Source organism: Desulfosarcina sp. (assembly GCF_033791525.1).
Classification (GTDB): Bacteria; Desulfobacterota; Desulfobacteria; order Desulfobacterales; family Desulfosarcinaceae; genus Desulfosarcina.
The window spans coordinates 1-18,877 of the sequence record NZ_JASJGN010000269.1 but is presented as its reverse complement, the minus strand read 5'-3'; the positions used below and the strand labels follow the sequence as shown (position 1 = coordinate 18,877).

The following is an 18,877-nucleotide window of genomic DNA, read 5'->3' as shown; positions in this document are numbered from 1 at the left end:
AAGCGCAAACTCGAGTTGTCGCAGTGTGGTTTGTCCTGACCTATACTTGAATTGACAGAGTTGAAAAGGGAGTCAGAACATCGATTGACAGCGTGGTATCACCACTTTTCGGAAGCCCCCTACACCGTTGATGCGTTGGAGCTGTACCCAGTTTTATTTCAGTCCCCCCTGGGGGTGAAATCTTTTTAGTCCACCGCCACATATTTTTATTCATCGTTTCATTTCAATATTTATGACATTCGCAATAATTTCGTCATGACATAAAAACTTTGCTGCTGAAACCCGATGATGACCATCCATGACGTAATATTTATTATTGACTCGATACAATGTAACAGGGGGCAATGGTTGTGACTTTTTCATTATCCTTTTAATTTCTGAAAATCTTTCAAGAGGTAAATTTTTTTTTAAACTAAAGCTGCTGTCAAAATCAAAACACCTACCAATGCTCCCTATTATATTCGCTACCGGAACCGTTCGTAACTCCCTATTTCCCAAAATATCAAAATTTGGTTTTTGTTCCTCCCCAAAAAGGCACTCTATACTATCCCCTTTCTGGCGACGTCTATCTTTTATGGCTATGACAGCTCCGCTTACCGTAATAACTGACACGGCTCCAATGATCCACAAGGTCGCCTCCATAGCCCCTCCCCTGGTTCTCCTGTGAAATTACTTTATTGCTAAAGCTACTACATTGTAGTAGCTTTAGCATCATTTACACATTGTCAAGACGCAACTAAAAAAAGTAAAATCTATCTCCATCTATATGAGCATTACTAACTATATTTATAGTGGAGTCATACACAGGATTGGGGGGGCAGTGTGGTGATACATTGAGATCATCTGTGTTGCGCGGTCATTGCCCAAACTGGTGATCAGTTGGAGGTATATGTAGCGCTCCGAATCAACGGCCTGGCGAAATCCAGGTGCGCCTGCATGTGCTATTTATGCGGAAAAGGCACACTGTGGGTTTTGATGAATGCCATTAATCTAAAAACCAACATACTTAATTAGTAAGCTGACTTTGCTTCTTCGAGAATACGCTTCATATGTCGCATATCGGTCCCGCAGCAACCTCCAACAATATTAAAATGTGGATACAGCTTGCGAAGGCCACCGACAAGTTTACCAAGCTCGTCCTGGTTGCCTTCGTCGAGTTCCTCGGCTACCTCTAGTTCGGCATGACTGCAACGGGAGGCGTTGGCAACTACGCCCCTTAATCGATGCATCCATGGTTCATCGTTAAAGATACCAGTGAAATGGTCCGGGTGTGCACAGTTGACTAAAAAGTATAAAGCTCGACAATCCGATTCAGCATCAACTTTTTCGATGGCTTCTTTAAGTGGCATGCCCGTTGGTAAACGTCCATCTGTTTCAACGGTAAATGAAATTGCGACCGGCATGTCATATCGCTGTGCCGCACGCACGACACCTGCTGCTTCCTCGGCATAGCAAATCGTAGATGCGCTTACCAGGTCGGCCTCGGTATTGGAATAAACTGCTATTTGCTCTGCGTGGTAACTCTCTGCTTCCTCTGTGCTCATTAGATCGGAAGGTGCATAGCCATCGCCGCGAGGTCCGACCTGACCACAAAGAACCGTTGGTAGGTCACCTTTTTCTTCTCGAACACTTGTGATCAATCCAATCGCATCGATGTTAAATCTTTTAAGATCATCGGGTGAGTAGCTAAGTTCTGCGCCCCTATCTCGATTCGCTACCCAGGTCACTGAGTCAAGGATGACACTAACACTTTGTTCCCGGGCCAATTCCACCAGATTGGAGTAGTACTCACGAAGTATATTTTTACCTTCTAAAGTTGAGAGCAGTGGATAGGAGGCAAAACCAGGTAAATCGATTCCACGATTGTAAATAAGGTCGGTATCTATGCCGGTATAGCAAGCAAATATATCATTTCCAAGCTGGGGTAGATTATCTCGGTATTTAGCCATTTTGTTGTCGCCTGTTGTTTTTATGCGGGCTGACGATAGGCCGCGATTATGGATTCTCCGCTAAACGCTCCGCATAAGCGTCAAACCGTAAGCGTAGAGAGGGGTTTGTCCAACTGCTTGCGTTTGTTAGGCGATTGAGAGCCACTTATTGAGAAATTGGGTCTGCACTTGAATCGCTACATCATTGATATCGGTGCCAATAGACCACTATGTGATGTCTTTGTTAACGTAGGAGCATTACACTGTTTGTCAAGTAATTGAGAGGGGGTTTTGATATCTTGCTATAAAACCAACTATCATTGAAGTACAGATAGATTGAGATCATCTTTGTTACGCGGTCATAGCCTAAACTGCTGATCAGTTGGAGGCATCGGTAACGCCGAACTGTGCGGCGCGCCCTTTGCGTCGGCACCAGTGACATGTTATGCATAAACGGCAATATATTCTTTCAAAATCGAAGATCCACTACAAAAAGGTAGTCTTAACAGGTGGTGGTGACTTGAGAGTTTGCTGAACAACGCAACATTCTTTCGCGGCAACCTGGAGGCGCTCTAACTGTCTCGGCGGAGTTCCTTCCTTCACCTTCATCTTTACCTCGCATTTCATGGCCTGAAATCCAACAGGCACATTCCGATCCATCATCAAAGTGCCACGAACATCTGCGGTAGCCGTTACACGGACCACCAAATCAAGGAGTTCGATGTTCATCAAGTTTGCGACCATCCGAATAGCCGAGTCTTGGCAGGCCGCTAACGCAGCGCAAAGCAGATCTCCAGGCGTTGGAGCATCGTGTTTCCCGCCAACCGCTGCATGAACGCCAACCGGCACCGAAACGCCGCAGCCATCCATAGGTTCGACCATTGAATGAAAAGGATCTGAAGCAATGTCGCCGGATGTCTTAGCATGGTCTATAACCATGGCCAGCTCTGGTTCTTGCGTATACTGTGCCCTAAGAGGTTTTTGCGCTTCGAATACAATTGGTTGCATGTTTTGAAATCTCCTTTGTTGTGATGCCCAACAGTGCCAATACATGGAAAATTTTCCACATAATGGTGTATTAAGTGTGAAAAGTGGAAAATGAGACGGGAAATTTCGCACTTTTTGTTTTTAGGATATACTCATAAATCGATACCAGTTTTTCATCGGATAAAATTTTTTTATCAAAAATCAATGAAATTCAAAAATTTCAGTGTTTCGTTAGTTACAGGGAGAAAGTTACCTGAAGGGTATCTGCCGATCTGGTGATATATTGAGAGCATCTTTGTAACTGAGATATTATGTAATTTTACCGATACGCTTTGGTCATCTCCATGGTACCACCTGAGTCGTAATTGCTACAAGGTTTGCCCGGTGGTGACTATTATCAATCATCGTTGGAAATTGGCGAGGTTGATATCTGCAAAGTTGTTGGAGTTATCGCCGGAGCGTACCTCTGCGCTCAGCCGCAGCGTTTAGCGGGTACTTGGAGCGCCTTGAAATGTGTGAATTATATGCCCTTACCCCCCATCCACGATAAATAAAGTGCATTCGGCATTATTTAAACGCATAGGTTTTACTGGAGCATATTCCTCTGAGTCTACAAACGCCTGCGCGCTTTTAACATCAGGAAATTCGATAATTACAATCCTGGTGGGCGTCCAAAGCTCAGTTTGCCTAACATCCATCGCCCCACCCCTAACTCGATATACACCTCCGTATTTTTCAGCGATGGGTTTCGCAAGCTTTTTATACTCTTCATATACCTCTGGATTGTTGATCTTGGTGTCAACAACAAGATATGCACTCATATGGAAACCTCCTGATTCTTTTACACATAACAAGTTATAGTGTGGTTCTGGATTCATTACGAGTGTAATAACATCCGACTATACGGGCTTCGACTATACACCCTACAGATAAATTGAGATCGTTTTTGTAAAGCGGTCATTGCCCAATCCGGTGATCAGTTGGAGAAACCTGTGATTTTGAAAGGGCTGCTTCATTAAAGATACTTGAAAGAAGATAACAATATATTGAATTTATTTTGGCACTCCAGCCTTGAGCAGATCGTTGATTAAGCGCTGCTGTCGATTTTCAACCCATCAATTTGCTGTCACCGTGAACGTCAGTGCTGAAGATGGCTTTCAATTTACGTTGTATGCCATTGTTTGCCATAAAAAATCCAAGTGGTACGTTGAATTAGTCTGCCAAAACATTTTCTGCTGGACGCTGCCTATTTTAAAGGACGGTCGACGATATCAGATATGGGCTCTTGCAGTTGTCCATTCGATAGAGAAAGCGCAGTTCAATAGTATAGGCCCCGGCCGCAAAGAGGCGTCGAGGTCGGAGATTTTTGAAAGCGTACGTTATTCGCCCAGCGCGAGAGGCCGGACACCCGCGGCCATGGTTCGGTTGATTGCTCCAGTAGGCGTGGAACTGACAAGTAAAAACCAGCACCTCTGAAACAATGTGGTTAAGCCAAGGTCAAGCGGCTACGCGCTTTCTCAAGTACCGGCATTCCGTCTATTTCTCCCCGGCCGATGCGGCCGATCTGATTGGTTACGGCATACCACTCATTGAACACATGGATCTGCATGAACAAGGCAACGTCAATCCAATAATACTGAAAATCGCCTATAATCGCCACATAAATCCCAGTGGAAAACATGTTAGGCGCGCACTGACTGGCCACATAAGGCAAGCCAAGGATGGTTTTACCCTCGGCAATGCCGGGACTCCAAGGGTATTGACCGTCACCGTCTTTGCGTTTGCGAATCTGCTTGACTGCATCCGGGTGAAAGATCCACGTTGCTTTTATCCGGTAGGGTTCACGCAAACCGGCTTTGGCCTCGATCTGACCATCGGCCTTGATACCGGTGGTTGTGTTTCCAGTGGAAACGTCCCGGCTGGTAGAAATGCCTTCATCTGATGCAGTATACACGCCCAAGGGTTTCTTGTTTCCCTGGCCTGTACGAAAAACTTTATCCCAGGTCAGGCCATGGATATAGCCCAGGCAGGAGGTAACCAGCTGCCCGTCATTGATACCGGATCGATTTACAAGGCGGAGACCATAATGGCAAGCGCATCGAAAACAATGAGGATGGATTCTTGTCTCCACCAAACACAATACAACCGACCTCGACTTCCATCTGAGACGCTGCTTCGAGGCACCAATGATAGGCTGCATGGCTCTGGGATTTTCAGGGACATGGTGCACAATCTGCGACACGCAGGTAGTGCATCATTTTCTGCTTGTCTTTTCAGTTAACTTCATGGCATGTCCGGTGAGTATCAGTGCGATGGTGCGCTCCGGAATTCTCCATTGTTGAGATCATCGACCAGAGAGGATGGCATGAACACGATTTAACCCCTTGTCGAAAAATGTCACCCGAAATACCCCCTTGTCAGTCTTGCCGCAGACGGAATAAGTCGCTGGAGATGCGTCAATGGAAACCATCCTGGATCGAATCCACCGATTGTCAATAGAGCTGCTCGATTCAGTCGGTGTCCGTTTTCATTGCCCTGAAATAGTGGAACGGTTGGCGATAAGCGGGGTTCATGTGGCGGGTGATCTGGTCAGGTTCACCGAAGCGCAGGTGATGGATTGCCTGTCAATGGCTCCTGAGGCGTTCACGATCAAAGCGCGCAACCCGGAAAAGGATGTACGTATCGGTGGCGACAGCAAATGCCTGGCCCCAGCCTACGGCGCATCGCATGTGGTGACTGAGGACAATCGTCGCCGCAATGCCACTCTGGCAGATTATCTCCGCATCGCCAAACTGGTTCATAGTACACCGTTGCTCAATTTAAATGGCGGCGTGCTGGTTCAGCCCGAGGATGTGAGCGGTCAACTGTCCAGCCTGGTAATGATTTACACCGCCATGTGCCTTAGCGACAAGCCGTTAATGGGTGTTCAGGATGGCGAGATCCAGGTTCGTCGCATGATGCAACTCGGCAGTATTTTATTTGGCGGTGAAAAAGCGTTCAAACGCTCACCACATTTCCTCTTCCTGATCAATACATTGAGCCCTCTGCAAATGGATGCCCAGGCACTGACCACGCTGAAAGTCTGTGCGGAATATCATCAAGCGCTTCTAATCACCCCTGGTGTCATGTTCGGCACCACCTCACCCATAACCACGATTGGCAGCATGATTCAGGCCAATTCAGAATTCCTGGCTGCTTTCTGTACGGCACAATATCTGTCGCCGGGGCTGCCGATCGTTTTCGGTTGTCTGGGGGCTCCCGCGGATATGCGCACCGGTGGTCTTTCTCTCGCGTCTCCAGCTCGGTTTACTTTTGCCGATTTGGCTGCCGGCTTAGCCGAGAGATACCATTTGCCCAACCGCGGCATTGGGTCCGTGACCGACGCGGGGCAGGTATCCGCACAAAGCGGATGTGAAGCGATGTTCACTTTGCAAAATGACTATAAAAGGAGAACCAGCCTGTCCATCCATGCAGCGGGTGTCTTAGCTGGTTTTTCCGCTTTCAGCTACGAGCAGTTCATTATTGACCTGGAAATCATCCGCATGGTTACCAGAAGCATCGAAGCCTCAGCGTTTACCGATGACGATTTCACTTTGGATGTAATTCGGGAAACGGGGCCAGGCGGGCAATACCTGACTAAAAAGCATACCCTGGCGCGCTGTCGAACCGTTCCATTTTTATCGGGGCTGTCTCCGAGCACCGCCGTCGACCCGAAAGACTATGCGAACAGGCTGACGGAAAACATCCGCAATGCCTTGGCAGATATAGAGATGCAGTATCGGTGTCCATATCTGCCTGACGAAGTCCTTAACCGGTTCGATGCATATATGACCACACAAGGGGTGCCGGAGAAAGTTTTAGCGGCAGTCGTGAAGGCCAGCCACGCCGCGTAATTCGGCAACCAACGACTTTATACCGGAAGATGGAGGGAAAAATATGTACCTTTCCAGAGATATTGGGGTTAGCCGGATCAAGGGCAGAAAAAAATATTGCTACGGGACTGGCTTGGGAATTGTGCTGTTGGATGAGACCTATCCCGGATTTCCAGGAGATGTACGCAATCCCAGTGCGTTTCCCTATCCCATACAGTACGAAGTGGCTGAAGGCCTCGATATCCAAAAACTGGTTTTGGACGAGGATAAACATCAGCACCTTGAAACGGTTTTGAAAGCGGCCGGAAAGCTTGAAAAAATGGGCTGCCGGGCGATTCTCGCCGAATGCGGCTATTTTGCTTATTTCCAGAAAGAGATTGCAGCCCGGATGGAAGTCCCGGTTTTTATGTCCAGCCTGTTGCAGATCCCATGGGCGCAATCTTTGATTGGCCCCGGAAGGGTTGTGGGGATTCTCATGTCCGCCAAGGAGATGCTCCTGGACAAACACCTGACCGATGTCGGGGTAGCGCTTGGCAGCAATTACGTGATCGGTGGTGCAATGGATTCGGGTGAATGCCCCGAATTCGACAACCTATGGACCGAGGGGATTCGACCGGCAGTCCCCCATGCGGATTATCAACAATCGGAAAAAGCATTCGTGCGTGTAGGCTTACGTTTTTTCAAAGATCATCCGAACATGGGAGCCATGGTACTTGAGTGCACGGGCTTTCCGCCTTTTGCAAGGGCCTTGCAGCGGGAAATTGGCATTCCGATTTTCAGTTGGGGAACGCTTATGGATTTTGCATATTCGATTACCGTACACCGTGATTATTACGGACATGTTTAGCAGCATGATAGACGAAGGCAGGAAAATCTTAAAGAGTCTTCCATTCACCTCATGCTCCGCCAGATGGGGAAGTTTAGGGACAACACATGATGGTGAATATAATTTGAAATAGCGCATATGTAACTGGGGGTTTGACTGCCTTCATCCATGCTTCTCATTCAGCGCGGCGGCCAGATGATCGAAAAATCGGTAAGCAAGCGCGGTCGGCCTGCCTGTCTGCCCCTTTTGGGGTTTCCTCAGCAGGGGTGACAGTTCAATGTGGTAGGCCAGCCACCGTGCGTCGGTAATCGTCAGCGTCTTTGTCGCCTTGAAGTAAATGTCGGCAAAACGGCCGCAAACCGACACGTCCGCAAGGTCTGCATCCGCTGCGCGTCTGCAATTGACTGCAGTGGCCAAATCCTCGGAATAGGTGCTGAACGTCGCTGACCCGCAGGAGATCTCGACATCGTATTTAGATCGGACCTTTCCGTGCCCGTGGATTTCGACCAGAACCCTGGGGCGCCATTTTACGATCTGCATCGTGTAGTCGCTGTGCAGGTGTTTGTTTGCATCGATGGTGTAGTTACCTGCGATGACACTGCAGCAGTCGAGCCGGTCGGCAAGATATCGACCCACAAAGCCGGTATTTTCGTCCGAATCGCTATGCTCCGCACAAGGTAAGTGAGGTGTGCCTGCCGGGGCATGGTGGGGCACACCGACAACGATGTCATCCCGTTTGCGCGTCTCGATGATCAAGCGCGAGGGTTCAGTCGATTCGAGAATCGAATTCACATCCATTGCGTAGGCCTGTGCTTGCTCCAGGTTACATTTTCGATCAAGCAGGTCAAAGGCCGGCGGCCGTTACCGTATAGCCAATCCCCTCACCCTGTCCCTCCCCCCACAGGGGCGAGGGAACGTTGAAACCCCCTTCGTTCAGCCGAGGGTAAGTCGCTACAGTCGACACTCCCGCCACGGCTGGACCAGCATGATCAGCCCTGCCGCCCCCAGATACATCAGGCCCAGGTAAGAAAACACCAGGGTGTAGTTGCCCTGGGTGACATCCAGAATATGGCCGCTGAGCCATGGACCGAGCGGCCCGGCCACAAAGCCGTAAGCGGTGAACACCAGCCCGAAGATGGCCCCGAAGTGCGCCATACCGAAGCAGTCGCCGGCCAACGGGCCGGAGACCGCAAACAGGGTCCCGAAGGCAAAGCCGATGACCGCCGCCAGTGCGGCCCACAGCCACAGGCCAACCAGATGGGGCATGATCAGATAGGCGAGGCCTGCGCCGGCAAAGCTCATCGCCATGATGCGGGATCGGCCGACCCTGTCCGAAAAATAACCGCTGATCAACCGGCCGCAGCCGTTGGTCAGGTTGAACGCCGTGAGCAGGACGACGGCCTGGGCCAGATTCAGGCCGCGGTTTAGGCCAAACCCGGTGGCCAGAACGATCATGCTGGCCCCGGCGGCACCGGCGAACACCCAGGTCAGCCAGAGGCACCAGAACTCGCGGCTTTTCAGGGCTTCTTTGACCGAGCGTCCGCTGGGTGCAAATGGCGCACTGGTTTCCGGCGCCGACGGATCGTTCTCCGGAAACCGGATCAGGGTGGAAGCGGCCAGGCCGATGGTCAGCGCTGCACAGCCTGCAGTCAGGGTCAACGTTTCATATCCCCATTTCGATAAGAGGATGGAGAAAATCGGGGACATCACCGCCGCCGACAATCCGAAGGCCATATTGAAAAAACCGGCAACCAGGCCGCGCCGTTCGGGATACCAGCGCTGGACCACCGTCAGTCCCGGGAGGTAGACAAAGGCCGACGCGGCGCCGACGGCAAACGCCCAGACGTTGACGTCGATCATGTTTCCGGCCTGACTCAGCCAGATGACGCTGCCGCCGCCCATCACGGATCCGAAAGCAGCCAGCCGCCCCGGACGGTATTTCTCCTGCAGGCGCCCACACAGGTACATGAAGCAGGTAGCACCGGTGAGAAGGAAAAACACCGTCCCGCCGATTGCCGCACCGTCGGCGTCGAATGCCTGCTGCCAGTGCTGGCGCAGGACACCGGGGAGGCCGAAAATAAACGCGCCCGGCCAGAAAATGGCGCAGGCGCTGGCAATCAGAATTAATGGTCTGGGGGGTTTTACCGGCATGCGGACTCCTCGATCAATAAACCAACTGTGTATTACCGAATCAGAATGTTTAGCATGATGCCGACATTTGGGCAAACATCGGTCTATTTCTACGGTCACCGGATTGGAAATGCTACGCAAGCAAATAACCTTCATGGCAGATTGTGGATCAGGCCGGCTATCGCCTCGTGTTCACTCACTCGCGTTACGGGTCACCCTTTATGAATGGCTTTAACCTTGATGAACTCGTAAAAAGTCGCATTTCCGACGGAATCCTAAAAAGCCCGAGATCAAGGCTTGCTAATCCTTAAGGAATGAGGCGTACTTACGGTACGCCGCAGTGACGAAGGATGAAGCGTAACGCAGATATTTATCCGCCTCAGGCGGATCGGGCTTTTTACGATTCCGTCAACCTTGATCAGGATGCAACGAAACCAGAGACGGGGGACTTGATCAGGTCCTTTCTCATTATAGGTAGTGCCCATCCATAAATGATTAATTTGCCTATTTCTGGATGGACACGGATAGTTAGCGAGGTCGGAGTCGATACACGACAACTAATTGACATCACATTTAAATTTATTTAGTATCATTTCTAAAATGGTCTTAAACAACGATAGTTGCACCGCCTATTGCCGGAAAGGTTGCCGATGAAACGCACCCCCCAATGCCAACCGCCAGCTGATGCCGAGGCCCGCAGGGCGATCAACCCCGTGATCTGCTACCCGGTCGAAACGCTCCCTCCGCCGGACATGGCCGCCTATGCCGCCGCACGCCAAACGATGGAATTGACGGACGCGGTGGTTGTGCAGCCACGCGATGCCAGGACCTTTCGCGTTCCTGCAGGTCATTTTTTCCGCATCGTCAGCGTGGAGGGACCACAGGTGGGCGATCTGAATCTCTGGGCGGCAAAGGATCTGTCGGAACGGTTTTACAGCGGCAAGACCCGCGCGCTGCATGGCACCCATCTGAGCAGCGGTGACCGGATGTGGAGCGGTTTCCCCCAGATGCGGCCGATGGCGACAGTCACCCATGACACACTCGATTGGTACGGCTTCGATGCGGATGGCGGCAGTGTGCATGACGTGATCGGCACCCGCTGCGATCCCTATACCAGCCGGCTGCTGAGCGGACAGGACTATCACCATTGCTGCCATTCAAACCTGACCCGTGCCCTGGCCGCCGAAACCGGCCTGTCGCTGCATCAGGCCGAGGCCCATGTGCATGATGTCCTCAACGTTTTCATGTGCACGGGTTTCACCCATGACACGCATCAGTATTTTATGAAGGCCAGCCCGGTGCGCCCCGGTGATTATCTCGAATGCTTCGCCGAGATCGACCTTCTGGGTGCGCTGTCGACCTGCCCTGGCGGCGATTGCAGCACGGAGCATTCCAGTGATTCGGCGGCCTGTTACCCGCTGAAAATCGAGGTCCATCGCCCCGACCCCAAAGCTTTGGAGGGCTGGGCGCCCCCCACGCCGTCAGCCTATTCGCGCAGCCACGGGGTGTGAGGGTCTATAAGACGTTTTTCAACACCCTATCTACTCACAAAACAGTATTTAGCGGCAGTCGGTTGCGGGTCCCTCTCCTCATTTTCTGGGGAAGCCCAGGCACAATTCACCAAAAAGAAAAGCCTGGAAAAGGTCTGCACCCGTTTTCCAAGCTTCTTTTTAGAGGAGATGTTCATTTGTCCACAGGCAAACCCGTGGGATTCTGTCTTCAACCGCAAAAACGATCAACGTTTCTTTTTTACCGTTGGCGCTTGGTCGTCATCAACCCTTAACGCGCTTTACGGTGCCATTTGCCAATAGCGATTGTAGCTGATTGAGAAGATTTTGTTCCTGGCGATCGATGTGTTGGTCTTCATTGGCAACCTTCATGATGGCATCGTATTCGGAGCTGGTTAATTCGCAGTCAGCAATTGCCTTATGGATCAAGTCTGCCAGCTCTTCCGATGATTTGCTTAATTTTTCTCCTGGCCTCATTTTCTCCTCCAGTGCGCGATGATGGTGATGGATAAAAAATTACATTTAAGATGGATGAATATCTCAAATGGCGACTGGTTTGTCAAGACAGATAGGAAAGCAACATGTTTATATAATATCATTTACTTGTATCCTATCCGCCTGAATAACCTTCGTCGCCGGGCTTTACATCTATCCAGGCGTACTTAGGTTTCAACAAAGACAACCCAGATCCAGGTCAAAAAGGAGGAGGCTTACCATGAACAAAGCCGTAAAATGGATTCTTGTTATTGCCGGTTCACTGGTGGCGTTGATCGTCATCGCCGTGATTGTCCTGCCGATGGTTATTGACGTCGAAAAATACAAGCCGCAGATCGAGCAGCAGGTCGCCAAGGCCACCGGACGAACCTTCAAGCTGGGCGGCGACCTGCAACCGTCCCTTTTCCCTTGGATTGGAGTTCGCCTGTCGGACCTGCACCTGGGCAATCCTTCCGGTTTCAAGGAGAAAGATTTCGTTTCAGTGGAGTCTTTTGAGGTGCGTGTCAAGCTCCTGCCCCTGCTCTCTCGAAACATCGAAGTCAAACGGTTCGTGGTGAACAAACCGGTAATTGTGCTGGAAAAACGCAAGGACGGCAAAGGCGGCTGGGAAGGACTGGGTCAATCCACGGAAAAGCCGGCAGTGACAGCAAAGGAAAAGTCGGCACCGTCGTCAACCGGTGAACTGCCCATCAAGGGATTGCTGGTGGGAGAATTTGCCATCACCAACGGCCTGATCGTATGGCTGGACCAGGCCGCTGGTGTGCGCAAAGAGGTCAAAGACATCGACCTGGTGTTAACGGACATCTCCTTTGACAAGCCCATCGGGGTGGCTTTTTCGGCACTGGCGGACCAGAAGCCGCTTAAACTCGACGGCACCATCGGCCCGGTGGGGGCTCAACCCGGGAAAAGCCCCTTCCCGGTGGAATTGGCCCTTAAGCTGCTCAACGAACTGGACGTCACACTGAGCGGCCGTATCGACCCGTCCGCGGCGCCGATAAAATTCGATTTTGCCGTCAATGTGGCCGACTTTTCGCCCCGTAAAATAATGGACCAACTGGGCCAGAAACTGCCCGTTGAACCGGCTGACCCCAAGGTGCTTAACGCCGTTGCCGTGTCACTCAAGCTCAAGGGTACCCCGGAAAACATTGTCGTGTCCGACGGCAAATTAAAACTGGACGACTCCCAGGCCACCTTTTCCGCTCAGGCCAGTGAGTTCGACAAACCCAACCTCAAGGCGGACCTGAATCTTGACAGCATCGATCTGGATCGCTACCTGCCGCCGCCCACCAAGGACAAGGCCGGCACGGATTCCGCCGATAAACCGGCGGCAGACCCGGCAGCGAAAAAAACCGATTACACCCCGCTGCGCCGCCTGGTGATGGATGCACGCTTCAAGGCCGGTGAATTGAAAGTCCAAAAAGCCCGCATGCAGAACCTCGAGATCCGCGTCAGCGCCCGCAATGGCGTCTTCCAGTTGGATCCGCTCAAAATCGACCTTTACCAGGGCAACCTTGCCGGTACCGGCACGCTCAATGTTCAGAAGGATAAACCCACAACCGCCATGGAACTGGCGCTTAAGGGCATCCAGGCCGGCCCGTTGATCAAGGATGTGATGGCTAAAGAACTGATCGAAGGCGCAATGGCCGCCGAAATCGGTTTGAATTTTACCGGTGATGCTCCCGATTTGATTCGTCAGACACTGGGCGGAAAAGGCGACCTGCGGTTCACTGACGGTGCTATTGTCGGCATCGACCTGGCGTCGATGGTGCGCAACGTGCAGACTGCCGTCGGTCTGGCCCAACAGCCATCGGAAAAACCACGCACCGACTTCGCTGAACTGCAGTTGCCATTTGCGATCACCAGCGGATTGTTTAAAACCGATGCCACCAGGCTGGTCTCTCCCCTGTTGCGTGTGCTGGTAACCGGCAAGGCCGATCTGGCCAAGGAAACCCTGGATTTTCGCGTTGAACCTAAATTTGTCGGCACGATCCAGGGCCAGGGTGACACGGCCAAGCGCACAGGAATTCAGGTACCGGTGATGGTGGCGGGCAGCTTTGCCTCCCCCACATTCACGCCGGATCTCAAAGCTATGCTGAATCAACAACTCAACCAGCCCTTGGACAAAGAGGCTTTGAAAAAAATGGTGCCTTCGAAAGAAGAGACAAATAAGATGATGCAGGAAGGCGTGAAAGGCCTGTTGAAGGGGTTCGGCAACCAGTAAACGATCCGATTAACCCGGTACCCGCCTCACTATATTGAAGCATCACCAGACTATGCCGGACGGAAAACCCGAGGACCGGCTGTCGTCCGGTTCAGTTCAGGTGATCAGGGAGAAAATGATCAACGGCAGGGCATTGTAGTTGATCTTTAGAAAAGTCAACCCGGCGACGAAATAGAAAGCTTTTTTCAGGTGCTTATCGTTGATCCGTTGCCAGATATGTTCAGCTACTTTACGGGTTCGGAATCGGAGCGCGCTTTTGCCGAAACGGATATTCTTTTCCACCATATCTGGATAATTACTTATGCTATTTTTGAGTTTGGCGCCGTTGGACTGGATTTTTTTCAACAGTTTCGACTCGGTCCCCATCACCTTGGCCTCTTTGCGGTTCACGGCATCCAAAAAGGCTTTTCGATTGCGGGAACACGCGGCATAGGTGACCACACGACCCATTTCCTGGAGGCTGTGACCGTCGCTACCGCCGGTAATGGCACGGTTCAGGTTAAATCCCAGCAGGGCACTTTTCAGATTCCAGCGCTTCAGATTCTCTGAATTGATCACTTCCACACCATCGGCCATCCGGAGCAGACGGTCCAGCTGCGCTTCTGAATAGCTGTGGTTGCAGATGCCGGTGAAGGCGGCTGAGTATGGATGCGGGAAGATGACGACACTATTGTATTTCCTGGCACGCCGAACGATGGATTCCACATCCAGTTCGACGGATGACATAACCGTTGGTCCCATATAAGGCTTGACATCGGCGGCATAAAAGTCCTTGAGGTCATCGATACGATAAAAATAAACCAGCACGTGAGTCCCTTCAAGCGAGGTGACTTCGATGCCGGGAATGCTGAACACATCGTCACGACCGTCGAGTTCGACGGCCCCTTCAATGGCATTGTGGTCGGTAATGGCAATACCGACCCCCAATTGCCGGGCCCGTTGGGCAATATCATCCACGGTATCGGCACCGTCTGAAAAGCGGGAATGGAAATGAAGATCAACCACGGTATTGCAGCTGGAAAGCGCAGTCAGATCGGGAGCCTCAAATTGAATTCGATTGAAATTTTCCATATATCCTGTTCGAGCAGCGATGTCTGCTTTAGGTGAATGTTCCAACCAGTAAAGCTAATCTACCTGCATCCTGTGTCAACATTTATTTTCATTGTCAGGTTTAAACAGTGTTTTCGCCCAGCGCCGGTTGGCTTACCAACCAGACTTGAATATCGGTGGTTGATCAGAATTCTAAAGTAGAAATCATCCTTGGGCAGCTGTTTTTCTATCAACGGTTTCCCCGTGCTTCCTTTCCCCTTGGACAAACTTGAATTTACCGGGCCAGGTGCTTATACTCACCCATTGAGAGTGGCGGCTTCCTATAAAACCCACTGTATGTAATGGTCGGCTTGCCTTTTTCCTGCAACGGGGATCAGTTCTCTACATTGCTGGGAAATGGCGTGCCTCGAGTGTGAACTGCTTACCAAGCCGCCTGAACGTGAACCAAATACGAGTTGACCATGAGCGAATACAACGAAAAAATTCCCGACCCCAAAGAATTAGAGAAGGAGCTGGGTGATTTCCTGGCCAAAAAATTCGGTGGCAGCGTGAAACTGGCAACGCCCATCGTCATGCCCCAGGCTGCCAGCAGCGATGAAGGTGAGCCGCCACCGAAAAATCGTAAAACGATTATTTTCGATCTCAAGCCAAAGGATCTGGTCGCTTATCTGGACCAGTACATTGTTAAGCAGACGGCAGCCAAAGACACACTGGCCACCAAAATCTGCACTCACTTCAACCGGATCAAGCATGTTCAAAGCGCCCCAGACGACTTTATCGACATGGTCGGCATTATCAAAAACAACGTGCTGATGCTCGGTCCCACCGGCGTGGGCAAGACCTACATGGTGCGGCTTATCGCCAAGAAAATCGGTGTGCCGTTTGTCAAAGGCGACGCCACCAAATTCAGCGAGACGGGATATGTCGGCGGTGATGTGGAGGATCTGGTTCGAGACCTGGTCAAGGAGGCCGACGGGGATCTTGAGCTGGCCCAGCATGGAATCATCTATATCGATGAAATCGACAAAATCGCCTCCAGCCGCAATCTGATCGGCGCCGATGTTTCCCGTACCGGTGTCCAGCGGGCGCTTCTCAAACCCATGGAGGAGACCGATGTGGATCTGAAAGTCCCCCACGATCCGGTATCCATGCTGCAGGAGATCGACCGCTTCAGAAAAACCGGTAAAAAAGAAAAAAGCAGCATCAACACCAAACACATTCTGTTTATCATGAGCGGCGCCTTTTCCGGTATCGACAAAATTATTTCCCGGCGCATCGCCGACCAGAAAATCGGTTTCGGGGCCACCTTTTCCGACCCGTCCCAGGAGGGTGACATCCTGACCCAGTTAAAATCGGAAGATCTCGTCGAGTACGGGTTTGAATCCGAGTTTGTCGGCCGGCTTCCCGTACGCACGATATTCGAACGGCTGACGGAGTTGGATCTTCGCGACATCCTTGAAAATCCCAACAACCCCATCATTCTGGGTAAAAAGCTGGATTTTGCCGCCTACGGCATCGATATCAAGTTTCAGGCCGGTGCATTGGCGGAGTTGGCCCGACGTGCCTATGATGAAAATACCGGCGCACGCGGATTGGTCAGCGCCGTGGAGAGTGCCCTGTTGCCTTTTGAAAAAACCCTGCCCTCCACCACCATCACCCGGTTTGCCGCTACCCGCCAGGTGATCGATCGACCGCACGAGAGCCTGGACAAACTGCTTGAGCGGCCCGAAGACGAGGCATTCAGACAGGTGTTTAATCAACTGGCTGCAGAAGAGTGTCAACGCATTGTAGACTACGTAACGGCAAACCGGAAAACCTTTGGGGAAAAATACGGTATCCAACTGACGGATTCACGCATTGAACTGGCCGCCAAGGCATACTGCCGCCTGGTGACCGACATTGAAAAAGTGCTTAAAAAGATTAAATCCTACTACGAAGAGACCAAGACCATAGAACTTTACTTTATCAAACATCATGGTATTAACATTGTCTTGGAAGAAGAGGCCATCGATCACATCATCGGGCAATGCTTCGGAGCCCGAGGCACGCCGGAAGCCTATTACCGTAAGCTGACCGCTGATTTCGAACATGGTCTGAAGCTGGTTCGTGAAAAAACAGGACGGACTCGCTTTTTTATCACCCGGGAGGCGCTGGAAAAACCGGACATCTACATCGCTGGCCTTCTCAGACAAACCGGTGATGATCGTCTCCAACTCTCCCCGGAACCCGACAATCTGCTGAAAGGCTGACTCCTTATGATCGGAATATCCAAGCTGTACTGCGGAACCGTTGAGCCGTCTGATGCCCTGCGATATGGCCGCCAGTCATCCACCTTGCCCTCCCACCTGCTGCAGTTTTCCAAGGATAAACGGCCGGTGGTCGTATGGAATGTGACCCGCAAATGCAATCTCAAATGTGTTCACTGCTATGCCCAGGCCACGGAAGAATCCTTGCCCAACGAGCTCTCCACCCACGAAGGGAAACTGCTGATCGATGATCTGGTCCAGTTCGGCGCCCCGGTGATGCTGTTCTCCGGCGGTGAGCCCCTGGTCAGGAAAGATCTTCCCGAACTGGCCGCCTACGCCGTCGATAAAGGCATGCGCGCGGTGATTTCCACCAACGGCACCCTGATCACCCCCGGCCTGGCCAAAACGCTCAAATCCATCGGCCTTTCCTACGTGGGCATCAGCCTGGACGGCATGCAGGGAATCAACGACAAGTTCAGGGGCGTGCCCGGTGCCTATGACAAGGCACTGGAAGGCATCCGCAACAGCCAGGACGCGGGCATCAAAGTGGGCTTGCGGTTCACCGTCAACAAGTTCAATGTGGGTGATATCCCGGCCATCTTCGATCTCTTGGAGGAGATGGACATCCCCCGGGTCTGCTTTTACCATCTGGTCTACGCCGGCCGGGGATCCAAAATGGTGGAAGAGGACCTCAGCCTGGAAGGCACCCGTCGGGCCGTCGACTTGATCATCGACCGGACCAAAGCCCTTCACGACAAGGGCATCGCCAAGGAGGTGCTCACGGTGGACAACCACGCCGACGGGCCCTACCTCTACCTGCGGCTTCTCAAGGAAGATCCTGAACGGGCTGCCGAGGTTCTCGAACTACTGAAAATGAATGAGGGCAACAACTCCGGCCGCGGCATCGGCTGCGTTAGCTGGGACGGCGAGGTGTATGCCGACCAGTTCTGGCGACACCACAGCTTCGGCAACGTCCGCCAGCGCCCTTTTTCCCAGATCTGGACCCAGCCGGAAGATGACCTGCTGTTAAAACTCAAGGAAAAAAAGATCCACGTGAAGGGCCGCTGCTCCACCTGCGCGTGGCTGGATGTCTGCGGCGGCAACTTCCGGGTGCGCGCCGAGGCGATCCACGATGATGTGTGGGCACCGGACCCGGCCTGCTATCTCACCGATGAGGAGATTGCCCAAACCATATGATTGGCTGTTCACTCATTGTCAGGTGTTCGTAGCTAATCCTGAGATTCGTGTTTTTTATGTCAGAAAACAAAAGAAAAAAATACAATGGCCAAAAACCAAATGACAAGTAAATCACAATAGTCAAATTCAAAATCCCAAACCTCATGATCTTGAAGCAAGGGTATTTCATTCATCAATATCTGAGAAATCTAAATGACAATCAACTGTTGGTTTTTGCCCTTTTTTGAGATTTGGATATTGTAATTTGGAATTTATTTGAGATTTGTTATTTAAGATTTGATGAACTCGTAAAAAGTCTAATTTCCGACGGATTCGTAAAAAGTTCGAGATCAAGGCTTGCAAATCCCGAGGAATGAGGTGTACTTACGGTACTCCGCAGTGACGAGGGATGAAGCGTAACGCAGATATCGGACTTCT

The 18,877-nt window shown here is 51.4% G+C and carries 15 protein-coding genes; 6 read left to right on the top strand and 9 right to left on the bottom strand.

Annotated elements, in window-relative coordinates:
- Positions 1 to 210: 210 nt before the first annotated feature.
- From QNK41_RS13565 to QNK41_RS13545, 5 genes are all read right to left on the bottom strand, one after another.
- A complete protein-coding gene (locus tag QNK41_RS13565; RefSeq protein WP_319257809.1) occupies positions 211 to 642 on the bottom strand; it encodes a ParB N-terminal domain-containing protein in 432 nt (143 codons plus the stop codon).
- Positions 643 to 1,010: 368 nt separating this feature from the next.
- On the bottom strand, positions 1,011 to 1,949 hold the full coding sequence (locus QNK41_RS13560) for a homocysteine S-methyltransferase family protein (RefSeq protein WP_319257807.1): 939 nt from the start codon (positions 1,947 to 1,949) through the stop codon (positions 1,011 to 1,013).
- Positions 1,950 to 2,414: 465 nt separating this feature from the next.
- Positions 2,415 to 2,936, bottom strand: a complete 522-nt coding sequence (locus tag QNK41_RS13555; protein ID WP_319257805.1) for an OsmC family protein — start codon at positions 2,934 to 2,936, stop codon at positions 2,415 to 2,417.
- Between the two features lie 509 nt (positions 2,937 to 3,445).
- The gene (locus tag QNK41_RS13550; protein ID WP_319257803.1) at positions 3,446 to 3,736 is read right to left on the bottom strand and encodes a DUF1330 domain-containing protein; all 291 of its coding nucleotides are present in this window, start codon (positions 3,734 to 3,736) and stop codon (positions 3,446 to 3,448) included.
- Positions 3,737 to 4,401: 665 nt separating this feature from the next.
- On the bottom strand, positions 4,402 to 5,115 hold the full coding sequence (locus QNK41_RS13545; protein ID WP_319257801.1) for a phage major capsid protein: 714 nt from the start codon (positions 5,113 to 5,115) through the stop codon (positions 4,402 to 4,404).
- A 259-nt stretch (positions 5,116 to 5,374) separates the two neighbouring features.
- Here QNK41_RS13545 and QNK41_RS13540 point away from each other — a divergent pair, with 259 nt between their 5' ends.
- Complete coding sequence (locus QNK41_RS13540) at positions 5,375 to 6,808, top strand: trimethylamine methyltransferase family protein (protein WP_319257799.1); 1,434 nt, start codon at positions 5,375 to 5,377, stop codon at positions 6,806 to 6,808.
- Positions 6,809 to 6,851: 43 nt separating this feature from the next.
- Complete coding sequence (locus QNK41_RS13535) at positions 6,852 to 7,634, top strand: aspartate/glutamate racemase family protein (protein ID WP_319257797.1); 783 nt, start codon at positions 6,852 to 6,854, stop codon at positions 7,632 to 7,634.
- Positions 7,635 to 7,775: 141 nt separating this feature from the next.
- On the opposite strand, the gene QNK41_RS13530 is transcribed toward QNK41_RS13535, so the two are convergent.
- Together QNK41_RS13530 and QNK41_RS13525 are read right to left on the bottom strand one after the other, a co-directional pair.
- Complete coding sequence (locus tag QNK41_RS13530; protein WP_319257795.1) at positions 7,776 to 8,411, bottom strand: hypothetical protein; 636 nt, start codon at positions 8,409 to 8,411, stop codon at positions 7,776 to 7,778.
- Between the two features lie 153 nt (positions 8,412 to 8,564).
- Entirely contained in the window at positions 8,565 to 9,764 is a 1,200-nt protein-coding gene (locus tag QNK41_RS13525; protein WP_319257793.1) for an MFS transporter, read from the bottom strand.
- Between the two features lie 629 nt (positions 9,765 to 10,393).
- On the opposite strand from QNK41_RS13525, the gene QNK41_RS13520 reads away from it, so the two are divergent.
- On the top strand, positions 10,394 to 11,254 hold the full coding sequence (locus QNK41_RS13520) for an urea carboxylase-associated family protein (RefSeq protein ID WP_319257791.1): 861 nt from the start codon (positions 10,394 to 10,396) through the stop codon (positions 11,252 to 11,254).
- A gap of 261 nt (positions 11,255 to 11,515) precedes the next feature.
- On the opposite strand, the gene QNK41_RS13515 is transcribed toward QNK41_RS13520, so the two are convergent.
- Positions 11,516 to 11,728 carry a hypothetical protein gene (locus tag QNK41_RS13515; RefSeq protein WP_319257789.1) on the bottom strand — a complete coding sequence of 71 codons (213 nt, stop codon included), beginning with the start codon at positions 11,726 to 11,728 and terminating at the stop codon, positions 11,516 to 11,518.
- 238 nt (positions 11,729 to 11,966) lie between these two features.
- Between QNK41_RS13515 and QNK41_RS13510 the strand changes: the two genes are divergently transcribed.
- Positions 11,967 to 13,967 carry an AsmA family protein gene (locus QNK41_RS13510; protein WP_319257786.1) on the top strand — a complete coding sequence of 667 codons (2,001 nt, stop codon included), beginning with the start codon at positions 11,967 to 11,969 and terminating at the stop codon, positions 13,965 to 13,967.
- Positions 13,968 to 14,063: 96 nt separating this feature from the next.
- On the opposite strand, the gene QNK41_RS13505 is transcribed toward QNK41_RS13510, so the two are convergent.
- Positions 14,064 to 15,038 (bottom strand): PHP domain-containing protein, encoded by a 975-nt coding sequence (locus tag QNK41_RS13505; protein ID WP_319257784.1) that lies wholly within the window; start codon positions 15,036 to 15,038, stop codon positions 14,064 to 14,066.
- A 440-nt stretch (positions 15,039 to 15,478) separates the two neighbouring features.
- Here QNK41_RS13505 and QNK41_RS13500 point away from each other — a divergent pair, with 440 nt between their 5' ends.
- Both QNK41_RS13500 and ahbC read left to right on the top strand, forming a co-directional pair.
- Entirely contained in the window at positions 15,479 to 17,266 is a 1,788-nt protein-coding gene (locus QNK41_RS13500; RefSeq protein ID WP_319257782.1) for an AAA family ATPase, read from the top strand.
- A 6-nt stretch (positions 17,267 to 17,272) separates the two neighbouring features.
- Positions 17,273 to 18,460: a 12,18-didecarboxysiroheme deacetylase gene (ahbC, locus tag QNK41_RS13495; RefSeq protein WP_319257779.1), complete on the top strand. Its 1,188-nt coding sequence runs from the start codon at positions 17,273 to 17,275 to the stop codon at positions 18,458 to 18,460.
- The last annotated feature ends 417 nt before the right edge of the window (positions 18,461 to 18,877 follow it).

Bases quoted from the DNA above. Each gene is read 5' to 3' on its own strand.
- QNK41_RS13525 (WP_319257793.1), bottom strand. From the start codon at position 9,764: ATGCCGGTAAAACCCCCCAGACCATTAATTCTGATTGCCAGCGCCTGC.
- QNK41_RS13510 (WP_319257786.1), top strand. From the start codon at position 11,967: ATGAACAAAGCCGTAAAATGGATTCTTGTTATTGCCGGTTCACTGGTG.
- QNK41_RS13555 (WP_319257805.1), bottom strand. From the start codon at position 2,936: ATGCAACCAATTGTATTCGAAGCGCAAAAACCTCTTAGGGCACAGTAT.
- QNK41_RS13500 (WP_319257782.1), top strand. From the start codon at position 15,479: ATGAGCGAATACAACGAAAAAATTCCCGACCCCAAAGAATTAGAGAAG.
- QNK41_RS13545 (WP_319257801.1), bottom strand. From the start codon at position 5,115: ATGCAGCCTATCATTGGTGCCTCGAAGCAGCGTCTCAGATGGAAGTCG.
- ahbC (WP_319257779.1), top strand. From the start codon at position 17,273: ATGATCGGAATATCCAAGCTGTACTGCGGAACCGTTGAGCCGTCTGAT.
- QNK41_RS13535 (WP_319257797.1), top strand. From the start codon at position 6,852: ATGTACCTTTCCAGAGATATTGGGGTTAGCCGGATCAAGGGCAGAAAA.
- QNK41_RS13540 (WP_319257799.1), top strand. From the start codon at position 5,375: ATGGAAACCATCCTGGATCGAATCCACCGATTGTCAATAGAGCTGCTC.
- QNK41_RS13520 (WP_319257791.1), top strand. From the start codon at position 10,394: ATGAAACGCACCCCCCAATGCCAACCGCCAGCTGATGCCGAGGCCCGC.
- QNK41_RS13565 (WP_319257809.1), bottom strand. From the start codon at position 642: ATGGAGGCGACCTTGTGGATCATTGGAGCCGTGTCAGTTATTACGGTA.
- QNK41_RS13550 (WP_319257803.1), bottom strand. From the start codon at position 3,736: ATGAGTGCATATCTTGTTGTTGACACCAAGATCAACAATCCAGAGGTA.
- QNK41_RS13505 (WP_319257784.1), bottom strand. From the start codon at position 15,038: ATGGAAAATTTCAATCGAATTCAATTTGAGGCTCCCGATCTGACTGCG.
- QNK41_RS13530 (WP_319257795.1), bottom strand. From the start codon at position 8,411: ATGGATGTGAATTCGATTCTCGAATCGACTGAACCCTCGCGCTTGATC.
- QNK41_RS13560 (WP_319257807.1), bottom strand. From the start codon at position 1,949: ATGGCTAAATACCGAGATAATCTACCCCAGCTTGGAAATGATATATTT.
- QNK41_RS13515 (WP_319257789.1), bottom strand. From the start codon at position 11,728: ATGAGGCCAGGAGAAAAATTAAGCAAATCATCGGAAGAGCTGGCAGAC.